This is a genomic window from Deltaproteobacteria bacterium (assembly GCA_015233135.1).
Lineage (GTDB): Bacteria > UBA10199 > UBA10199 > JADFYH01 > JADFYH01 > JADFYH01.
This window is the reverse complement of sequence record JADFYH010000026.1, coordinates 1,092-18,476: the sequence shown is the minus strand read 5'-3', so window position 1 is coordinate 18,476 and position 17,385 is coordinate 1,092. Positions and strand designations below refer to the sequence as shown.

At 47.0% G+C, this 17,385-nt stretch carries 11 protein-coding genes; 7 read left to right on the top strand and 4 right to left on the bottom strand.

Features of this window, described 5'->3' with window-relative positions:
- Positions 1-31 precede the first annotated feature (31 nt).
- Both HQM15_08985 and HQM15_08980 read left to right on the top strand, forming a co-directional pair.
- Positions 32-2,764, top strand: coding sequence for a serine/threonine protein kinase (locus tag HQM15_08985; GenBank protein MBF0492901.1), 2,733 nt, complete (start codon positions 32-34; stop codon positions 2,762-2,764).
- Positions 2,765-2,939: 175 nt separating this feature from the next.
- Entirely contained in the window at positions 2,940-3,554 is a 615-nt protein-coding gene (locus tag HQM15_08980; protein ID MBF0492900.1) for a hypothetical protein, read from the top strand.
- Positions 3,555-3,601: 47 nt separating this feature from the next.
- Here the strand turns inward: HQM15_08980 and HQM15_08975 are convergent, their stop codons facing one another.
- Entirely contained in the window at positions 3,602-5,353 is a 1,752-nt protein-coding gene (locus tag HQM15_08975; protein MBF0492899.1) for a serine/threonine protein kinase, read from the bottom strand.
- Between the two features lie 600 nt (positions 5,354-5,953).
- Here HQM15_08975 and HQM15_08970 point away from each other — a divergent pair.
- The 5 genes from HQM15_08970 (at position 5,954) to HQM15_08950 (ending at position 15,567) form a co-directional block, all read left to right on the top strand.
- On the top strand, positions 5,954-6,565 hold the full coding sequence (locus HQM15_08970; GenBank protein ID MBF0492898.1) for a peptidoglycan-binding protein: 612 nt from the start codon (positions 5,954-5,956) through the stop codon (positions 6,563-6,565).
- Between the two features lie 49 nt (positions 6,566-6,614).
- Positions 6,615-8,135, top strand: coding sequence for a PEGA domain-containing protein (locus HQM15_08965; GenBank protein ID MBF0492897.1), 1,521 nt, complete (start codon positions 6,615-6,617; stop codon positions 8,133-8,135).
- 300 nt (positions 8,136-8,435) lie between these two features.
- Positions 8,436-12,857, top strand: coding sequence for a hypothetical protein (locus HQM15_08960; GenBank protein MBF0492896.1), 4,422 nt, complete (start codon positions 8,436-8,438; stop codon positions 12,855-12,857).
- Positions 12,838-13,992 carry a hypothetical protein gene (locus HQM15_08955; GenBank protein MBF0492895.1) on the top strand — a complete coding sequence of 385 codons (1,155 nt, stop codon included), beginning with the start codon at positions 12,838-12,840 and terminating at the stop codon, positions 13,990-13,992. Before HQM15_08960 ends, HQM15_08955 begins: the two co-directional genes overlap by 20 nt.
- 18 nt (positions 13,993-14,010) lie before the next feature.
- Entirely contained in the window at positions 14,011-15,567 is a 1,557-nt protein-coding gene (locus HQM15_08950; protein MBF0492894.1) for a VCBS repeat-containing protein, read from the top strand.
- Between the two features lie 14 nt (positions 15,568-15,581).
- On the opposite strand, the gene HQM15_08945 is transcribed toward HQM15_08950, so the two are convergent.
- From HQM15_08945 to HQM15_08935, 3 genes are all read right to left on the bottom strand, one after another.
- Positions 15,582-15,992, bottom strand: coding sequence for an endonuclease domain-containing protein (locus HQM15_08945; GenBank protein MBF0492893.1), 411 nt, complete (start codon positions 15,990-15,992; stop codon positions 15,582-15,584).
- 126 nt (positions 15,993-16,118) lie between these two features.
- Entirely contained in the window at positions 16,119-16,430 is a 312-nt protein-coding gene (locus HQM15_08940; GenBank protein MBF0492892.1) for a hypothetical protein, read from the bottom strand.
- A 17-nt stretch (positions 16,431-16,447) separates the two neighbouring features.
- Positions 16,448-17,385: hypothetical protein (locus HQM15_08935; protein ID MBF0492891.1), on the bottom strand; the 938-nt coding region annotated here is incomplete at its 5' end.

The window sequence follows — 17,385 nt, the reverse complement described above, 5'->3', positions numbered from 1 at the left end:
CTCTGCTCTCGGTAGTGCCCTTGTCGCCGGTATGGTGTCCATGACCGACAGGTCTGTTAGGTACAGCATTCATTTAGATAGAGACAATGTCCTCTTTAGAAAAGGGACTATTCCTGCTGCTACTCGAGTGGGTCCTGACGATCGTTATATCCTTGTTTCTCTGCTGGGTCAGGGGGGAAGCAGCGATGTCTTTGAAGTCTACGACACCAAGCTGGAGCGTTTGGCGGTGATCAAGGTTCCTACTGTAGAAATATTAAGTAATAAAAAATATCTCGACAGAATTCGTCATGAAATCAAGGTAGCAGCAAGGCTGGACAATCATTATACGGTGGCTGTTTATGACTTTTTTGAGGTAACACTTAATTCAGGCGAAGCGGTTCCCATTTCCGTCATGGAAAAAATGTTGGGAAAGAATATGGAGAGCATTCTCAGAGCAGAGAATGGAAGCCCTTCGTTTGCAGACGACGAGGTTCTGAAAAAAATTGGGGTCTTTGCCAGCCTTTGTCTGGCCGTTGATTCCGCCCATCAGCGTGGCATTATTCATCGCGATTTAAAACCTGAAAATGTGCAAGTGATGAATGGTAACGCGGTCCCCCTCGATTGGGGGATTTGCCTCGGGTTTGAAGAGGCTCGGCGCAATAATGATGGTAGTTCGGAGGATTCTCGGATCTCTCGAATAGCCGTAAGTAGCCGTCGAATGACAGCACCCGGGAGCTTTACGGGCACTCCGGGTTATATTGCCCCTGAAACACCCTTGGGGATAGGGATGAAAAACCCTGCTCAAACCGATGTCTTTGCCTTGGGCTGTATCCTTTACGAATGGATGAGTGGAGGCTTTCCTGCCTATGCCTCCTATCGGACAGGAGATCTCTCAAAGGGTGAAGCAAGACAGGTGCTGGCGCTGGATGTGTATGGAAATCCAAAAATGTTGTGGTTGGTGACTCCGGCAAACTATGAAGCTGTCCCTCATTTTCGCGACCTCTTTCCTGAAAAGGATTATCGCAATTCCAGAATCCTGGATAAGCTGGATGAAGTTGCCCGCAAGGCCTTTCATCCGGACGCTGCAAAACGATATTCCAGTGCCTTGGAACTCCGTGAGGCGGTGCTCATGTGTTACGCCGAGGCACGCCTGGATGAACTCTTGGAGCTGCGCAGGGCTCACGACGAGAAGGCCATTGCCTTTCATAAAACGTGGGAAAATTTTAGCTATGATGAACAAGTTACTCCAGGGTTTTGGGAAAGATACAATGATCCCCTCTATGAATTGAAAGACTTGAAAGAATCTTGGCATCAGGGGGGGAGAGATTTGATCGACTATCTTGAAATTAGTTTTGGGGGAGAAGCCATGCCCAAGAGGGCGAGAGAAATTATTACAACTCTCGCTTTTTCTCGTTTGGTCGAAGAGGAGGATCGGCTGTCTCATGCAGAACGGGAGCACCTGAGACGACTGGTGCAGAAATATGATTGGGAAGAAGTTTCAGGATTGCCCCTTCCTTCTTATAAAAGTCGGGCCGTGCAGGAAATGGGAGCCAGCGTACAGTTAAAGATTGTGAGAGATAGCCCGGCGCTTCAAAATTTCCGTTCACAGATTGAGATCAAAAGGGTTTATCCAGATTTTCAGGGAACACGAACTGTTTGGACAGGAAGCCTGGGAAAGCTGCAAGGCATAAGACTTCCAGCGGGATATTATGTACTTCATTTTGAAGGAGAAGGCTTTGTTGCGATTGATCAACCCTTTCATTTAACCTATGCCGATGTGGCGGGAGCTTTAGAAGTGGAAGAAGCTGGATTGCCTGCAAGGCTTGACTTGGAACTTGAACTCTATCGAGAAGCTTCTCTTGCTTCGGATCTTGTTGTGATTCCCAGGGGGAAGGCTTTTCTAGGGCACGATTTTTATCACGATGGAGAGCCTTGGGCGGTGTTCAGTTATCCTCTCCGCGCCTGTTTGCATAAGAGCTTTGCCCTGTCTCGAACTCCGGTGACCGTAAGCCAATATAAAAAATTTATCGCTTCGCTTGTTGCAGATGTGAATCTTCTTCTTCAACGGCAACTAGACTTTGATGCCCAGGCAGAGTTGGAAGCTCTTTTGAATTTTATTCCCCGAGCTACTCCGCGTTTGGAAACGCCTTGGACAGGAGAGGATGTTTGGGCACAGCTTTCCCAGTTTCTTGAAACGGCTCCTTTTCACTGGAAACTGCGCTTTGATCTGCGGCAAAAACGACTGAGCTTGTTAGACCCTCATGGGTCCACTCACTACCAAAGTGAGGAACCTGTTTTTAATGAGCAACCCATTCATTCAATTACAGCGGATGCTGCAGAGGCTTATGCCGCTTGGAGAGGGAGAATGGACAGCCTTGCCCCGGGTAAAAAATACCAGGTTATGAGTGCGGACGAATATGAACTGGTTGCCAGAAATGGTTTTCAATGGATTTATCCCTGGGGTTACCGTTTTGATCCCAATAAAATGAATAGCCGGGCAATTCACGCCGATCGCAGAAAAACCACTTATCCTGTGGCAGTAGGAACCCATCCTATTCAGGAAGATAGTTATGCAGATGTTTCCCTTTATGGAGTTTTCGATGTAGTTGGAAATGTGAGGCAGTTCACTCGTAGCCTGGGGGAAAAAGGTTGTGTCATGATGGTGGGAGGCAGTGTGCGAACACCCTGGGGGAATTATTTTCGCCCCGCTTCAAGAACCTGGAGCGCCCGCCGCCCCGCCGCCCTGCTTTACAACGGGGCCTTTAGACTTTCTTTAGCATTGTAGTTTTTGATGAGGGAAAATTGGCAAAGGAGTGTTATTTTTTTGACGCTGGGCTTGAAAATTGCCCCAGCACATTTTGTTACCCTATAACAATTTTGATAGGCCCTTACTGGTATGCCCATTGCACCTAGACTTAGGAATAACCTTGGATGTTCCTGGGTTAAAAAAAGGGGGCGACATGAAAGGATCTTTTTTCATAGGTGCTGTCTTTGTCTTTTTTTTGCTTGCAGCGGGTTCTTTGCAAGCAGCAGAATCGGGTGAGGTGGATGAGGTCTGCTTTCAAGCTTCAGATCAGCTGGAAGTAGCGCAATTACAAAGTTGCCTGGAACAGTTAAAAACTGTCTTGGCTATCCAGAGGGAAGAGGTTGAATTAAAAGAGGTCTACAATGAGAATGATTCGAGTGATCCCCAAATAACTAACGAAGTGAATTCAAATGACCTTGAAATGGTGAAGGCCTCGGCTCTCAGTGACCCTCAAATGATCAAGGGAGTAAACGTCAAGGGGATTAATTTGAGTGATCCCCAAATGATTAATGTAAAGAATTTAAGCGTGGTGAGAAAAGCCCCATCAGCTCTCAGTGATCCTCAAATGATCAAGGGAGTGAATCTCAGTGACCCCCAGATGATTAAGGGTGTGAACTTGAGTGACCCGCAGATGATCAATGGAAAGAATTTAGGCATAGTAAAAGCCTCAGCTTTCAGTGATCCTCAGATGCTCAACAAAATAAACCTCAGCGATCCCCAAATGATCAAGGGGGTTAATTTGAGTGATCCACAGATGACTCTTAAGTAAATCGAAATCGATGAGCGGGGAACTTGAGCTATCGTGAAACCCGGAAATCACCGACAACTCAAGCTCCCCTCACCATCGGGTCTGAAATTGGCGATACAAGAAGTAGACGCCTTTGCTACCCGAACATTGCGAGAAAGTGTCTTCCAATTTCCAGACAGCCCTTTGTAGGCAACGCTGATGCTGTAATTGCCATAAGCAACATTTGAGGCCACAGGTCTTTCGCTGCCGCTCACTACGCCAGAGACCGATATCTTGCCCCAAGGATTAGCTTTTACAGAGAGCAGGCCCTTTCCTTTAGGGGGGGCGGATTCTTTTTCGGGTAAATCCGCGCTGGATTTTTCTTTCGCGATCAAATCCTTTTTATTTTCTTTCAATTTTTTGGGTTCTTCTTTTTTTCTTTTCGATTCCATTTCTGTTTCTTGTTTTTTGGAGGGCTCTACCACACTGAGTTTGCTTTCACTGCTCTCAGAAATAATCTGTGATACAGGAAGCGTCTCCGCGGGTTTAGGCGCAAGAGTAGATTTTTTTTCTGTCTTGAAAAAATTGGTGTAAACAAAAAGCCCCAGAAATAAAAAAATAAAAAATAAAAATGAAGAAGCCAGAACTTTTGGCCAGGAATTATTTTTTTGTTTTTGCGAAATAGGAGCATGGTTTTTCAGGGCAGTGCTGGGCTCGATTTTCTTTGCCGCCTTGGGAATAATTTTTTCAAGGTCTGCCTCTACCAAAGTATTGGTTCGCTCCAGGGCTATCGGATAGCTCAAGGTTTCATCCAAAAAACGTGTGGCTTCTCCATCCGCCTGGGTAGCGGCCTGTTGAAAATTGGCAGATTGCGCCAAGATCTGCTTTTGTGGAATTGTGTTTTGTTTTTTATTTTCGTGGCTACGCGACTCCAGGGCTTGAAAAACTTTTTCAGCAATGCTGTCCGAATCGATAAATAAACCGTGCCGGGTCCTATATTCGATCAGATCCTTCAAAAATTCTTGAGCCGTGGCATATCGTTTTTTGAGATCACTTTCCAGAGCCCTGCGAATGATGTGGCACAACTCTTTGTCATCCGGCCATTGCAAGGGAAAGCGGTCGACGTTAAAATTTTTCACCTGTTCCAAAACCTGAAGATCACTTCTTCCACTGAGCATGCGCTGACCGCTGAGTAATTCATAAAAAATAATTCCCAAGGCAAAGATGTCGGTGCGTTGATCGAGCAAGCTGCCTTGTGCTTGTTCAGGAGACATGTAGGCAAACTTTCCCTTCAGCACTCCGGTGGCGGTTTCGTAAGAACGTGAGGCGGCATGCGCGATTCCAAAGTCGGTAATTTTCAGGGTTCCTTCGATGGAAATTAAAATGTTCTGGGGGGAAATATCACGATGAACAATTTGTAAATTTTTTCCTTCTTCATCTTTCTGACGATGAATATAATCGATGCCTCTCAGTACTTCGATCGTGATATGGACAACTTCCGCCAGTGATAATTTTGTTTTATTTCTAGTCAGCCAATCGCGCAGGCGCTTTAAATCTACACCGTGCACGTACTCCATGGCGATGTAGTAATTGTCTTCTTCTTTTCCCAGCTCATACACCTGTACAATGCGCTCATGAGAAAGCTTCACCATGATTTTGGCTTCATCGATGAGCATCGAAATAAAATTATGGTTGGAAGACCAGTGAGGCAGAATACGCTTGATGACCACCGTTTTTTCAAAACCTTCAACGCCTAAAAGTTTGGCCTTAAAAATTTCCGCAGTCCCGCCCAAGGCAAGTTTGTCGGTGAGTTGGTAGCGACCGAGTTGGGTAGAATTCATAGCGATGAGCGTGCCTATCTCATTCAATCAAGGCTAGTCAAATTCTCTTCCGCTGCCGCAATGCGGCATAGCTTTTTGATATTTATTGCTTTTCTGTGTTGACAAAAAAACTTTAACACAATAACGGCAAAATGCCTTCCACAAACACATAAAACAGTGCATCGCCCTAGGGTATGCATGTTTACTGGTTCTGAAAGCCTGCTATTTCGAGAGCAGGGCTTTCACGTTTAAAATTCACCGGGGTTCAGGAAAGAAAAATTAAAGGGGGAGTTTATGAGCAAAAGCATGCGCTTTTTCGGCTTGTGGATTCTTGTTGTCTGCCTGTCGCTATTTCCAGTGATGGGCTTCGTGCACGCGCAAGAAACAAAGTCCAGCACTGCGTCAAAAAGTTTGTTTCAACTGAAGAAAATGAGTTTTGAAAGTTCTTCCACCATCAGCCAGCTCAAGCTAGAAGCCTCTGGCGGCCTGATGGAACTTGTGGAAGAGAAATTGATGAATCCCGGTCGACTCCTCCTCGATTTTCCGAAAGTTGAAAATACGGGGGCTGTGAATCTCAGTCAAATGAGCGATCAGAATATCATTCCCCGCGTGCGCCTCGCCATGAAGCCCGACCGTCTGCGCATTATTATCGATACCGTGGTGCAGAACTTTCCTGTGTATCAGATTAGTAAGACAGACACCGAACTGATTCTTCGCATCCAGAAAACTCCCGAACAAATTCAGGAGGCCCTCTCCAAATCGAAACTGTTTAGCGCCATCCAGAAAGGCGACCGGGAATCCCAACTCAAAATGGGCAGTGAAGACGAAGGAGGCCTTTTATTCGAAGGCTCGCAAAGCAATACCTCTTCTGCTTCGATGAACACTTCAAGCCCCTCCACGCCCTCCAACCTTCGCGAGTCCACAGCAGGCACTGTTTCAGCCGATGGCTCGAAACGCGTGGTGTTTATGCTGCAAGACAACAAACCTTATAAAATCTTTTTAGAAGAAAGCCAGACGCCGGTGCACATCGAACGCATACGCCCGGGCTATGAGGTGAAAGGCGTACAGGCGAGACTCAGGCAGCTAGGCTACAATGCCGGTCTGGTGGATGGCGATGTGGGGGCTCAAACGAAAGAAGCCTTGAAGCAATTTCAAAAAGACAAAGGGCTGCCTGTCACAGGAACCCCGAACAAGAAGACCCAGCGGGAGTTGAGAAAAGAGTTTGGCTATTAATTCTTATCCCCTCTCCTAATGTAGGAGAGGGCTAGGGTGAGGTATAACTATGAAAAAACAAATCCTAAAACACATCAGCTTCATCGTCCTCCTCAGCTTCTTCCACGTCCAAGTGCTCTGGGCAGACCCTTGGAGCCAACGAAAGAGTGTCCCTCAAAAAGACAATCAGGAAAAAACTGAAGAAATAAAATCAAAACCCGAAGAACAAAACATGGATTTAAAACCCAGCGATCTTTCAGGAATAAAGGCAAGCCCAACTCCTGAGCCCGCTGCAGCAAACCCAGTCCAAGAAGCCAAAACCAAAAAAGAAATTGCCTCTCTCAAATCGAAACTCCCCATCGCCGCGGTGCTCGATGTCTATTCCACCAGCCTCTCTGCCCTGGAGCTGCGTGAAATCTCAAACGCCTTTAGGCGCGAGGTGAAAAACAGCGGCAGGTTTCTGGTCTATAATCGCAGCGAAATGCGAAAGGCCCTCAGTAAAAATCTCGATCAGGAAATTGTAGCGGCCAAGCAAATTGACGAATTCGTCTCTCAGGCCAAAAAACTCTACGACGATTTTAAATTCGATTCGGCCTCTGCCATCATGAAAGAGGCGATGTCGGTCATCTCGGCCTTTGATGCCAGCCCCGCGGTCGCCCGAAAGATCAGTGAGGCCTATCTCACTCAAGGCCTGATTGCAGAGGCACAAAATAAAGACAAAGAAGCAGAGACTGCCTTTCTCAACGCGGCGGCCTTAGACCCCGATCGGCAACTGGACCCCACTCAATACTCCCCCGGCGTCATTGCAAAATTCTATCAAGCCAAAGAAGGTTACAAAAAGATTAAAAACGGTAGCCTGCGCATCGAAACTACCCCGACCGTAGCTCGCGTGTTTATCGGTGACAAAGACATGGGCAGTACCCCGACCACGCTGAAAGATCTTCCCCTCGGTGTTCAAAAAATCACCTTGCAGAAAGATGGTTTTGAAGACTGGGAAAAGAACGTGATGATCGTCGCCAACTCGGCGGACGATTACATCAACAAACTGGCCCTCAACCTCAATAAGACCGGCGAATCCGTAAGCCTCGATGCCCTCATTGGCGAGGTGATCAGCAAAAAAGATTACGCCTCTCAAATTTCAAAAATGGCCGATGTCGGCAAACTGCTGCTCTCCGATAAAATATTTGCCGCTCGCTTAGAGAAATCGGAGAAGAATTACGATTTATTTGTAGTGGCGGTCGACACCCAAAGCGGCCAGGAACTAGGCCGCGCCTATGCGGATATCGACGCAAACTTAAGCGACTACGACGTGAGCATCGCCCACGCCCTCCAGGATCTGCTGCAACAAAAGACTCCCGCTCAATGGACCGACCTGATTGCCGTCGAAGGCAAGGGCAGCCGCTATCTGGCGAGCTATAAGCATCAAAAACCCTTTTACAAAACCTGGCCCTTTTATCTGATTTTAGGAGCCGTGGTTGCCGGCGGTGGCGCCGGTGCCGCGATGGCCTTAAAAGGGGGCGGAGGAGGAGATGCCCCACCCGCTGCTGTACCCATGGGATCCGCCAGTGTGGGCGGGCTGCCGCATCCGTAGGGGAGGAACTTCCTCCCCCCTGGAGGGGGAGAAAATGCGAGAGCATTTTCGAGGAGAGGGGGGTATAAGGATTCCCCTCTCCCCTTGGGGGAGAGGGCCAGGGTGAGGGGAAAAATAAATGGGTGCACTTTTGTGGGCATTTCAAAATTACTCCGAAAGAAAAGTACAACTACAGAATTGAAATAATGAATTTTATGAGAACCGTGAGGGAGCGTTGAGTCAGTATTGGAAGCCAGTGAATGAACCCCTCACCCTACCCTCTCCCCCAAGTGGAGAGGGGAATAAATGAAGGAAACCACCATGAAAAATCTATTCACCAAAATCACACTCAGCCTCATCCTCTGCAGCAGCCTGCTGGCCTGCGGTTCTGGATCAGAAACACCAGACCTTGCCGACAGCTCTCAATCTCAAACGGCTCCCGCACAAACTCAAGCCCCCGCGCTCGCCACCCCTCAGCTGGGGTTATCCAGCTCGCTGAATGATATCCAAAGCAGCCTAAACCTGATTGGAAAATTCGAAGTCCTTCCCCCTCCGACCACTGATAATCCGAGCCCAGCAGCCCTTCGCAGCCAGGATCTTGAAATCAAATATGTTCCTGTGGATGCCAATAATCCCCAAGCGGGCACGACCTTACAGATTATTCCCGCGGAAGGCCTGCATCTGGATGCATTAGCCGTAGGCGACTTTATTTTTAAAATCACACTTTCACACCGCTCGCAAACCCAGGGTGATATTGTGATTGCCAGCATTGAAACTCCTGTAACGATTGTGAATGGGCAGGACGCCGCAGTGAGTTTTGCTTCTGCCACTTGGCGTTACGATTTTGATGACGACGCGGATGGCTATGCGAATGTGACCGAGTTGATGAATGGCGTGTGGGCCGTGCCTGCGCAGAGTGCCAGTCGAAATCCTGTTTCCGAATGGCAGCCTGCACCCACGGACCCTAAAGATCCTGCCTCGCATCCGGGTCATGTGATGGTGCTCAACGCAGGCATTATTGCTACTCTTTCTCCCGATTCTAACGGCAATGCACGAATTGTGGGGGATGCGCATTCCGTGCAATCGGGGGTGCTCATTCGCGTGGAACATCTGGATGCCTCGGGAAATGAGAAAGGGGTGTACACCTTTTACGCCCGTCTGGATGGCAGCTTTGATTACAGCGTGCCGAATAGCGTGCAAGGCGATCGTATCCGAATTTCTACCCTCAGCCTGCCCAGCCTGGCCGAGAATCCCCAGTTTACTTCGCTCAGTCCCGATTTGTCGGGGGATCTTGCCGAGGTAGACAAAGGCATTTCCTTCAAGCCGGTGGAGGTTAAATTCTGTACCAGTGTCAACCCCCGCAACGCTTATGCTGAGGTGGGTTATATCGAAATCAGCGGAACCGGTTTCGGCAGCAGTGTGCGGGATAACGAAGTGCTGTTTCCTCCTTTTATCGATTCTAAAGGCATTGCTTCTTCTGAAGTCCTCATCAAAACCCAAAGTTCTTCTCTTACCACCTTGCTGGTAAAAATTCCCAAGGAGGCCGTGAGTGGTTATCCGCAGCTGCACAACAAATATTCCGGGCCGGGCAAAGATTCTTTTGGTCAGTGTGGAGACAACCAGGGAATCGTGGTTTTACAAAAAAATCAGAATAACGATTTGTTGCCCGATCTCTTCCCCATCCTGGTCAAAGCGCCCTACGTGGCCTTGGCGGGGGAGGATTTTATTTTAAATTATGCGGTCGTGAATCAGGGCTCTGAAGATTACGATCAAGGGGTACCTCTGGAATATTATTTTACCGACGATCCTGCCCCGGTCACCTTAAGAAGAGATCTAGCGGCCTATCCCGACAGTGTTTTTTCGGATGTGCAGCCCCAGACAGCCTCGCTCAGCTCCAGTCTGCATCCCTTGAGCTCCGGGGCCTTTGCGGGCCTGCGTTCGGCCCATGTCAGTCTGTTGCGAAGTGATGGGACTACCCCGCAGGGGAAAGATCATTTTTTTAAAATTAATGTGGATCCTATCCACATTGTGATTGGAGGTTCTGCTTATGGCGTGTTGGACGAGCTGGATAACCACAATAATATCCTGGCCACTGAGAAACCCAGTTTTATTCACAATCTGCATCTGCAACTCTTTGGAACCAACAACGATCTCATCTCTCAAAATACCGCGAGCATTGGCTTGGATGCCACTGCCTTCCGTTTGGAGAATGCGGGGAGTACGAGCTATAGCAGCCTTCCTACCGGCACGGTCTACGAGTTTAATCTGCTGAAAGAAAACAGCCTCACCCTCAACCTGGGCAAAGTCAAAAATGCAGGGTCCTATCCGCTGGCAAAGACAGGCACAGGGCTAAGTGCCGTGTATAGCAATAGCGACAACGACGACCCCCTCAACATGAGAGGCACTTATTATCAAAGTCTGTTGCAGCTGGCGGGGCAAATGGATGAGGCCAATGGCAAGGTGGACCTGGACGAACCTGCAGCGCAGGCCCTGATTGATCAAGCGAGCCATTTAAATAATCAGGTGTATCCGGTTCGTATCCGTACCTTGTATTCGAGAGATTGCAACCTGCTCACGAATAACAGCGCCGACACTCAGGACATCGAACTGCGAGGGGCCGAGTTCTGCCAGAATCGTTTGGAAGCGGGGCAGGAAGTGGCCATTCCTCCTTTGGTATTTCCCATCAACAATTATCAAATCGTAGAAGGCCCCGCCTGCCTGTTCGTGCTGGCAGAAGCAATTAAAACGGATAGCCAGGCCACGGGCCGAGAAAGCTTTTGTACAGCAAGCGACAAAACTCCCCTGCTGAAAGATGGAGTTTACCAGACGCTGAATGATTTTAAAAATGCCGATAACGTGCTCAAGATTCCCCTCTATGCCAAGGCCGTCGATCTGGTGGTGGATGTGCTTAATTTTGCAGGTACCACAACTCCTACGACTCGAAGCTTTAATTTGGGGGATGCTATTTCTCTAGACTACGAGGTCCGCAACCAGGGCACTCTGGCCACCTCAGGCACTTCCACCTTAAAACTGAATTTAAAACGCGCCGACCATTCGGGCGCAGATCTTTATAGCTTAATCACACAACCCGCTCTAGTGCCCCCACTGGGAATTAGCGATGCAGATTCTCACCAAAGTGTTTCTGCCTTCCCTTTTAATTTCACGGCTGCAAGTATTGCCGCCTGGGATAATATCCCCACCGGGGATGTGGCCATCGAAGCGGAGATTGATCCGGTCAGTCACGAAAAACCGGTAGGAGATTATTACGAAGGCACGCATGAAAATAATAACATCACCTACCTCCCCATCCGCTTGGTGGCGCCGGATCTGAGAATTTATGGAATTGGGGGAGATACCCTGAGTGCTTGCAGCAGCGCTACTTGTGACAATCAAATACACCCAGTGAATGATTCGTTTACGATCGACGTGTATATTAAAAATGATGGGGACGGCCCCGTGAATCGGCCTTTTTATGTTCGGGTAGGTGATGGAACAGCCGATGCGTGCGTGTATTCCGATAATATTCTTGTGAGTTCGACCTCCGATTCGCTGACGATTAACCCCGGTCAAATTCTAAGAGTCCCTGTTGCAGTTCGCGTCCGAAATAATGTGGTTCGTTGTGCCAGCACCGATTCTAATAGCCATGCCCACCGGGCGCTGCAAATTTTTGTAGATACCAACTCTTCTCAGCCTTGGGGCAATATTGTTGAAAAGAATCACCTGAGCGTGCAAGACGCCGAAGCGAACAACACCCAAATTGGCTCTCAGCTCTCCAGCCTGAGTGGAACGATCACAGGCCCCACACTAGTGGGTACCGATTCGTTTAGAGAAATTCCTGCCGTAACGAGTGCCGGCCTACAGGTGAGCTATGAGGTGCCTTTTGTGGATTTATCCGTCGACCGCGTTTTGGCCCCTACCGTAAGCGGGCACCTTTTATCGGATACCGATTATCCGGTGAGTTATCATGTGACTAATCATGGGAACATCAGCTCGGGTCGAGTGAATATCCGTTATCAACTGGTTCCAACGGGAACTATTTTCACCGGATCAACGCCCCTCGATTTGCCTGGCAGTACCTCGATTGAATCTATAGTCGTAGGACAAGATCTGTCCCGCAGCACAGATACCCTCCACATTCCTTCTGGCTGCCCGGGTGCCTGCCTGAATCCTAATCAGGAATATCAACTCAAAGTGATTGCCAGTGTAGAGCGAGGCGATGACGATCCAACGCCTGCAAACAATAGTAGTAGCGCAGCATTTAAAGTACGTCATTATGATTTGGAAGTGGTGGAGGGAACGGTGAGTTTATATCCCGCAGCTTCCGAGACTGCCCTGACAAGCGGGGCGGAGATTTTGAAGAATCAAAGTTATGAAGTTCATTTTCAGGCCACAAAAAGTGGAACCGAGGAAGCTTTAAGCGTGCCTTATCAAATCGTTTTGACTCGAGCAGGTGCTGCGGATATTGCCTTGAGCGTATTGGATGGAAGTGGAATTCCCATTGCAAGCCCCAGCTTTGATTTTAGAACAAATGATCCAGTGTCTGAATCTGTAAGGGTAAAAATTCCAGCACTAAATGGAACAACAGCACTTGACGAATCTTTGCCTTATGCAATTAAAGTGGTGCTCAATTCAACTCGTGTGGAGGGGGAGGAATTGACTTCAACAAATAATCAAAGAACAAGCACAGAGCTGTTTAATGTGAAGCACATCGAGCTTCAGGCCGATGGTGGCCCTACTGTATGAAATTCTTTCAGAAACCACAGAAAGAGCCCTGACAGCTGCAGACCCCTTGGTGACGGGGAAACATTATCGATTAAAATACAGGCTCAAAAGCACTTCATCTGCCAATGTGCCGGTAGGGGTAGAAGCGGTGCTCTGGATAAAAAATACAGCCCTCATCCCAGCCACATCGAGACCCCTCACTACGATTATCGCATTAAGCACCCATGCGCTCGCTGGAAATCCAACGTCAACCTTGGTGACCAGCGATGAGCAAATTGATTTTCAATTGCCGATAGAAGTGATGGACAGCACTTATCAATTTGCAGTACAGGTGAATGACAATCAAGCTCTAACCGAGCTGGATAGCAGCGTGGCCAGCAATACTTCTGTATTTACGACGCTTACATTTGCGGTGACTCATGTGGATTTGAGTGGAGCGGTAACTTCGATTACCTATCCGCAATCTTGTGGAGCACCTGTGACGAGTGGTACAAGCACTACTTATACAACGCGATGTGCCTTTGGAGTAGCGGGGAGCAGCATCGCCGTAAACTTTACAGTGACAAATAACGGCACTGCAATAGCCGCAGCTAGTAAGGCGATTGTGGATGTATACAAGGGAACAGATTTACTCTATAGCTCTGCCCCCCAAGACATCGCGAGCATTGCAGCCGGTGCATCTACGATCGGTACAGCAGACATTCCTTTTGCGGCCACTGATTTTGGAAATGATTTTACGGCAAAGGTAAGGGTGGATACGGAGAATAGTCTTGTGGAGAGTAGTGAGACCAATAATACATCAGTATCTTATCCGACAATGCCCTTTAGTGTGCATGTGAGGCCGGAGGCAACGATAGAAACCATCGGTGATGGAAGACTTTCTTGCAGACCTGGAACAACGGGTTGTACGCCAACAGCAACTGTGACTTTGCAGGGCGATTGTCCGGTAAGTCCTGAAACTGGACAAACGGTGACGGGGAGTTGGTGTAGGATTGAGGGTGCAGCTTGTGGTTCCTCTTTTGTTTCTGGGACTAGTTTTCCTGTTAACTACCCTGTTTCTGTTGCTTCTGCTGACATTCGAAGCTACCGTTTTGAGTGCACTGCGAATGATTTGTACAATAAAGCAGAAACAATGATTAATTTTACAAGCCCTTAAAATAAGGAGATTTCTGGGATGAAAAGAATAATTCTTTTGTTAGTTTTTACAGCCTCGAATGCTTTTGCTGCACCAAACTATTTTACTCGTTATAGCGATACTGCTTTTGATCATGCTCCTCAAGGAGTTTTGGTTGGGAATTTCACAGGCTCAACAAGCTTGGATGCCTTTGTTGTATTTCCTACTCAAAATGTGATTTCTCAAATGAGTTTGGGGGCAAATGGAGCCTATACTTTAATTGCAGACCCAAACACCTCTACTATTGTTTCGCCCTATGACTTAATTGCAGGAGATTTTAATAAAGATAGCCATTTAGATATTTATTATTATTCAAATTTAACTGATGCAGATTTATTGACTTATCAGAATATCTCTAATGGCAAAGTGCATTTTAATTCTACTAATGTGAGTACTAGTCATAATAATGATATCTTTGATGCAGATGTTAATAATGATAGTAATTTGGATATTATTTCTATTGAAGATAATCTCCTTGTCTTTTTCCAAGGCAATGGTGCTGGTGCTTTTCCATCATTTAGAGACGAAGAAGGGACTGTAGTTACTCTAAATAAATTAACTGTCTCAAACTTTAATGCCGATGCCTATTCTGATGTAGCTGTGACTACTGCTACAAACAAAGTTTTTATCTATTCCGGTAGGGCTGGTGATTCAATTCCCCCCTATCCCAAAATCGCCATCCTAGATGTCGGCCACAACCCCCAAGGTATTCAGGCCGGCTTGTTAGATAACAATACTTCCCAAGATTTAATTGTAGCGAACCACGATGATGACACCCTGAGTATTCTCCTCAACGACGGTACTGGTACGGCCTTTACAGCAACAACACTCTCTGTCTGCAATGGCCCCTATAATTTAGTGATTGCCGATTTCAATGCCGACTCTAAAAATGATGTTGCAGTAATCTGCAACGCAGATGGGGCTGTAAACCAAGGTGTGCTGCAAGTTTACGCAGGTAACGGGGATGGCACTTTTGTCACCACTCCCATCTTCACACAAAACCTGGGTACTAACCCCTTCAAAATCGTCACCGACGACTTCAATCACGATGGCCACGCCGACCTCCTCATCTCCGTCACTGGTAGCAATAAAATTGTAACATTACTGGGCAACAAAGAACCCACACTCTCAAGCCCCTTGGTAGATTCCACAACAGGCGTCTTTCAAGTCACCTACACCGATGCCGATAACGAGCCACCAAGCTCAATCACGGTAACCGTCGATGGCACAGCGATAGACATGACTGCAGCCGATTCCACCGACACGACTTACACCGACGGCAAAATCTACCACGCCACCCACACCCTAGCCGAAGGCAGCCACAGCTACCGCTTTGCCGCCAGCGATGGCACTTACAATGCGGTCGGTAACCCAGCTTCAATCGTGACCACCGACCAAAGCGTAACAGTAGCCCCTGCCGCAGCAGCTTCTAGCAGTGGAGGGTGCTCGTTATCTCCCTCTCCTAAGGTAGGAGAGGGCAGGGTGAGGTATGAATATTGGATTGCGTCAATTTTAGTGTTGGGTGGGGCGAGAATTTTGAGGAAGGTGAAAGCTTAGATTCGTACCTCACCCTAACCCTCTCCTACCCTAGGAGAGGTCAGGGTGAGGTATGAAGACGGCTGACACACCCTGACTATCTCCTCCAATACGCCCTTCAAATTTTCATAAATTTCACTATTCCAAAATCTTAAAATTTGAATGTCTATATTGTTCAATACTGTGGTTCTGAATTGATCTTGTGCTCTTATTTCTGGATTATCATGGTGTCCGCCATCTAGTTCAATTCCCAATCGCAGTGAAGGTGCATAAAAATCTATTATGAAAAATTCGACACTGTATTGGCGTTTAAAGCGGATTCCATTCAATTGGCGATGCCGTAGGTGATGCCAAAGAATTGTCTCTGCTTTGGTTTGATCTTTTCGAAGAGTTCTTCTTTTTTCTTTTAAGAGAGAATGATTGTAGGGCGTGGTTAGAGGATTCATAGTGATAAAAAGCGGGTGATGCCCGAGTGATACCTCACCCCGGCCCTCTCCTGCCTCAGGAGAGGGTGAAAAATTTAGTTCCCCGTATGTCCCCTCTCCTAAAGTAGGAGAGGGTAGGGTGAGGTATCACTCTTCAAACACTTCCAACAAAACTAGTTCAGGAATTTTTTCGGTGAGGAGTTTTTGAAGGTATTCGTAACGAGACGTAACGTTTATAATTAATATTATTTTGCACTCCTTATGATTTGGATAATCCCAGTATTCATCATTATAGTTATGGTGAATTACAAAATTTTCCGCATTGTCATCTCCAGCAAATAAATAGTCTTGTTCCTCGGAAGAATGTTCATTAAATTTTATAGATAAAACTTTTTCTAAAATATTTTTAATATCATCTTGTTCATAATTTTTTATTCCAAATACTAATGATTTTTCCATAATATATTCTCCAAAAACTAAAACTTAATATATTTTCCTCGTTGGCTTAGCTGTGTTTCAGTTTCGTAAAACATTATTGAGATTTTTCTGTTTGATAATATTTTCAACTGTTCAGCACTCTCTAACAATTGTAATTGTTTTAAAATAGTTCTGTCTTTTGGCTTTATAATTCCGAGTGGCCCACTCCTAGTCCCTCCACCTCGTAAGGGCATGCCCATCTCTTCAACCCTTTTTACCAACTTCGGACTCACCACCGCCAAATCAAAATCACTTTTCTTCCCCACATCAAAAGGCAATCCAGAATCATGTTTAATGCCAGTCACCGCGCTGCCTCTAAGAATTCCAAGAGCATCAGGATCAGCAGATTGAGCTAATCCTTCTTTGAAAATATTTGCAAATTCTTTCAGTTCATTCTGAGAGGAAAAACCCGCGGGTAATTTTTTGTAAAGTGCAACGGGCGCATTCTCAGAATTTATTTTTGAAAGCAAAGTTTCTTTTTCAAACCCATTTGCTCCCTGAGCCATGAGCTCTGCTGCCTCGGGGATAATCTTCTTTTCAGTTTGAGCTAAAATATTCAACCCTGCTTCTTCAAGGCCTGCAGCCTTACTCAGCAGAGAAGTCTCTTTCTCAACCGCCACTACTCCTTTCATCTCTCCCGCACCAACAAATATCGATCCAACATCAAAACTTGTTTTACCCCAAGCCTTGGCCCTCACATTGGGATTGCTGCTTTCAAAAGGTTTCGTAAATTCGTTCCACTCGTGTTGAACCGCGTTGCCCAGTTTTTCTGTCCCTTTTGAAATTTCTTCTTTGGGTTGGTTCCAAAGCCTTTGCAGGTCTTTATAATCCTGCTTGGCTTCTCCTGATAAGCGGCCTCGGCTTTTTCTTGGGGGTGAGTAATAAAGTCCGCCGTCTTTCCTAAGGCATCCAAGCCTTGTGTGGCGGGGAGCAGTGA

What these genes read in the sequence shown, in the direction of transcription:
- HQM15_08985 (MBF0492901.1), top strand. Translation starts at nt 32, where the DNA reads ATGGTGTCCATGACCGACAGGTCTGTTAGGTACAGCATTCATTTAGAT.
- HQM15_08980 (MBF0492900.1), top strand. Translation starts at nt 2,940, where the DNA reads ATGAAAGGATCTTTTTTCATAGGTGCTGTCTTTGTCTTTTTTTTGCTT.
- HQM15_08975 (MBF0492899.1), bottom strand. Translation starts at nt 5,353, where the DNA reads ATGAATTCTACCCAACTCGGTCGCTACCAACTCACCGACAAACTTGCC.
- HQM15_08970 (MBF0492898.1), top strand. Translation starts at nt 5,954, where the DNA reads ATGAAGCCCGACCGTCTGCGCATTATTATCGATACCGTGGTGCAGAAC.
- HQM15_08965 (MBF0492897.1), top strand. Translation starts at nt 6,615, where the DNA reads ATGAAAAAACAAATCCTAAAACACATCAGCTTCATCGTCCTCCTCAGC.
- HQM15_08960 (MBF0492896.1), top strand. Translation starts at nt 8,436, where the DNA reads ATGAAAAATCTATTCACCAAAATCACACTCAGCCTCATCCTCTGCAGC.
- HQM15_08955 (MBF0492895.1), top strand. Translation starts at nt 12,838, where the DNA reads ATGGTGGCCCTACTGTATGAAATTCTTTCAGAAACCACAGAAAGAGCC.
- HQM15_08950 (MBF0492894.1), top strand. Translation starts at nt 14,011, where the DNA reads ATGAAAAGAATAATTCTTTTGTTAGTTTTTACAGCCTCGAATGCTTTT.
- HQM15_08945 (MBF0492893.1), bottom strand. Translation starts at nt 15,992, where the DNA reads ATGAATCCTCTAACCACGCCCTACAATCATTCTCTCTTAAAAGAAAAA.
- HQM15_08940 (MBF0492892.1), bottom strand. Translation starts at nt 16,430, where the DNA reads ATGGAAAAATCATTAGTATTTGGAATAAAAAATTATGAACAAGATGAT.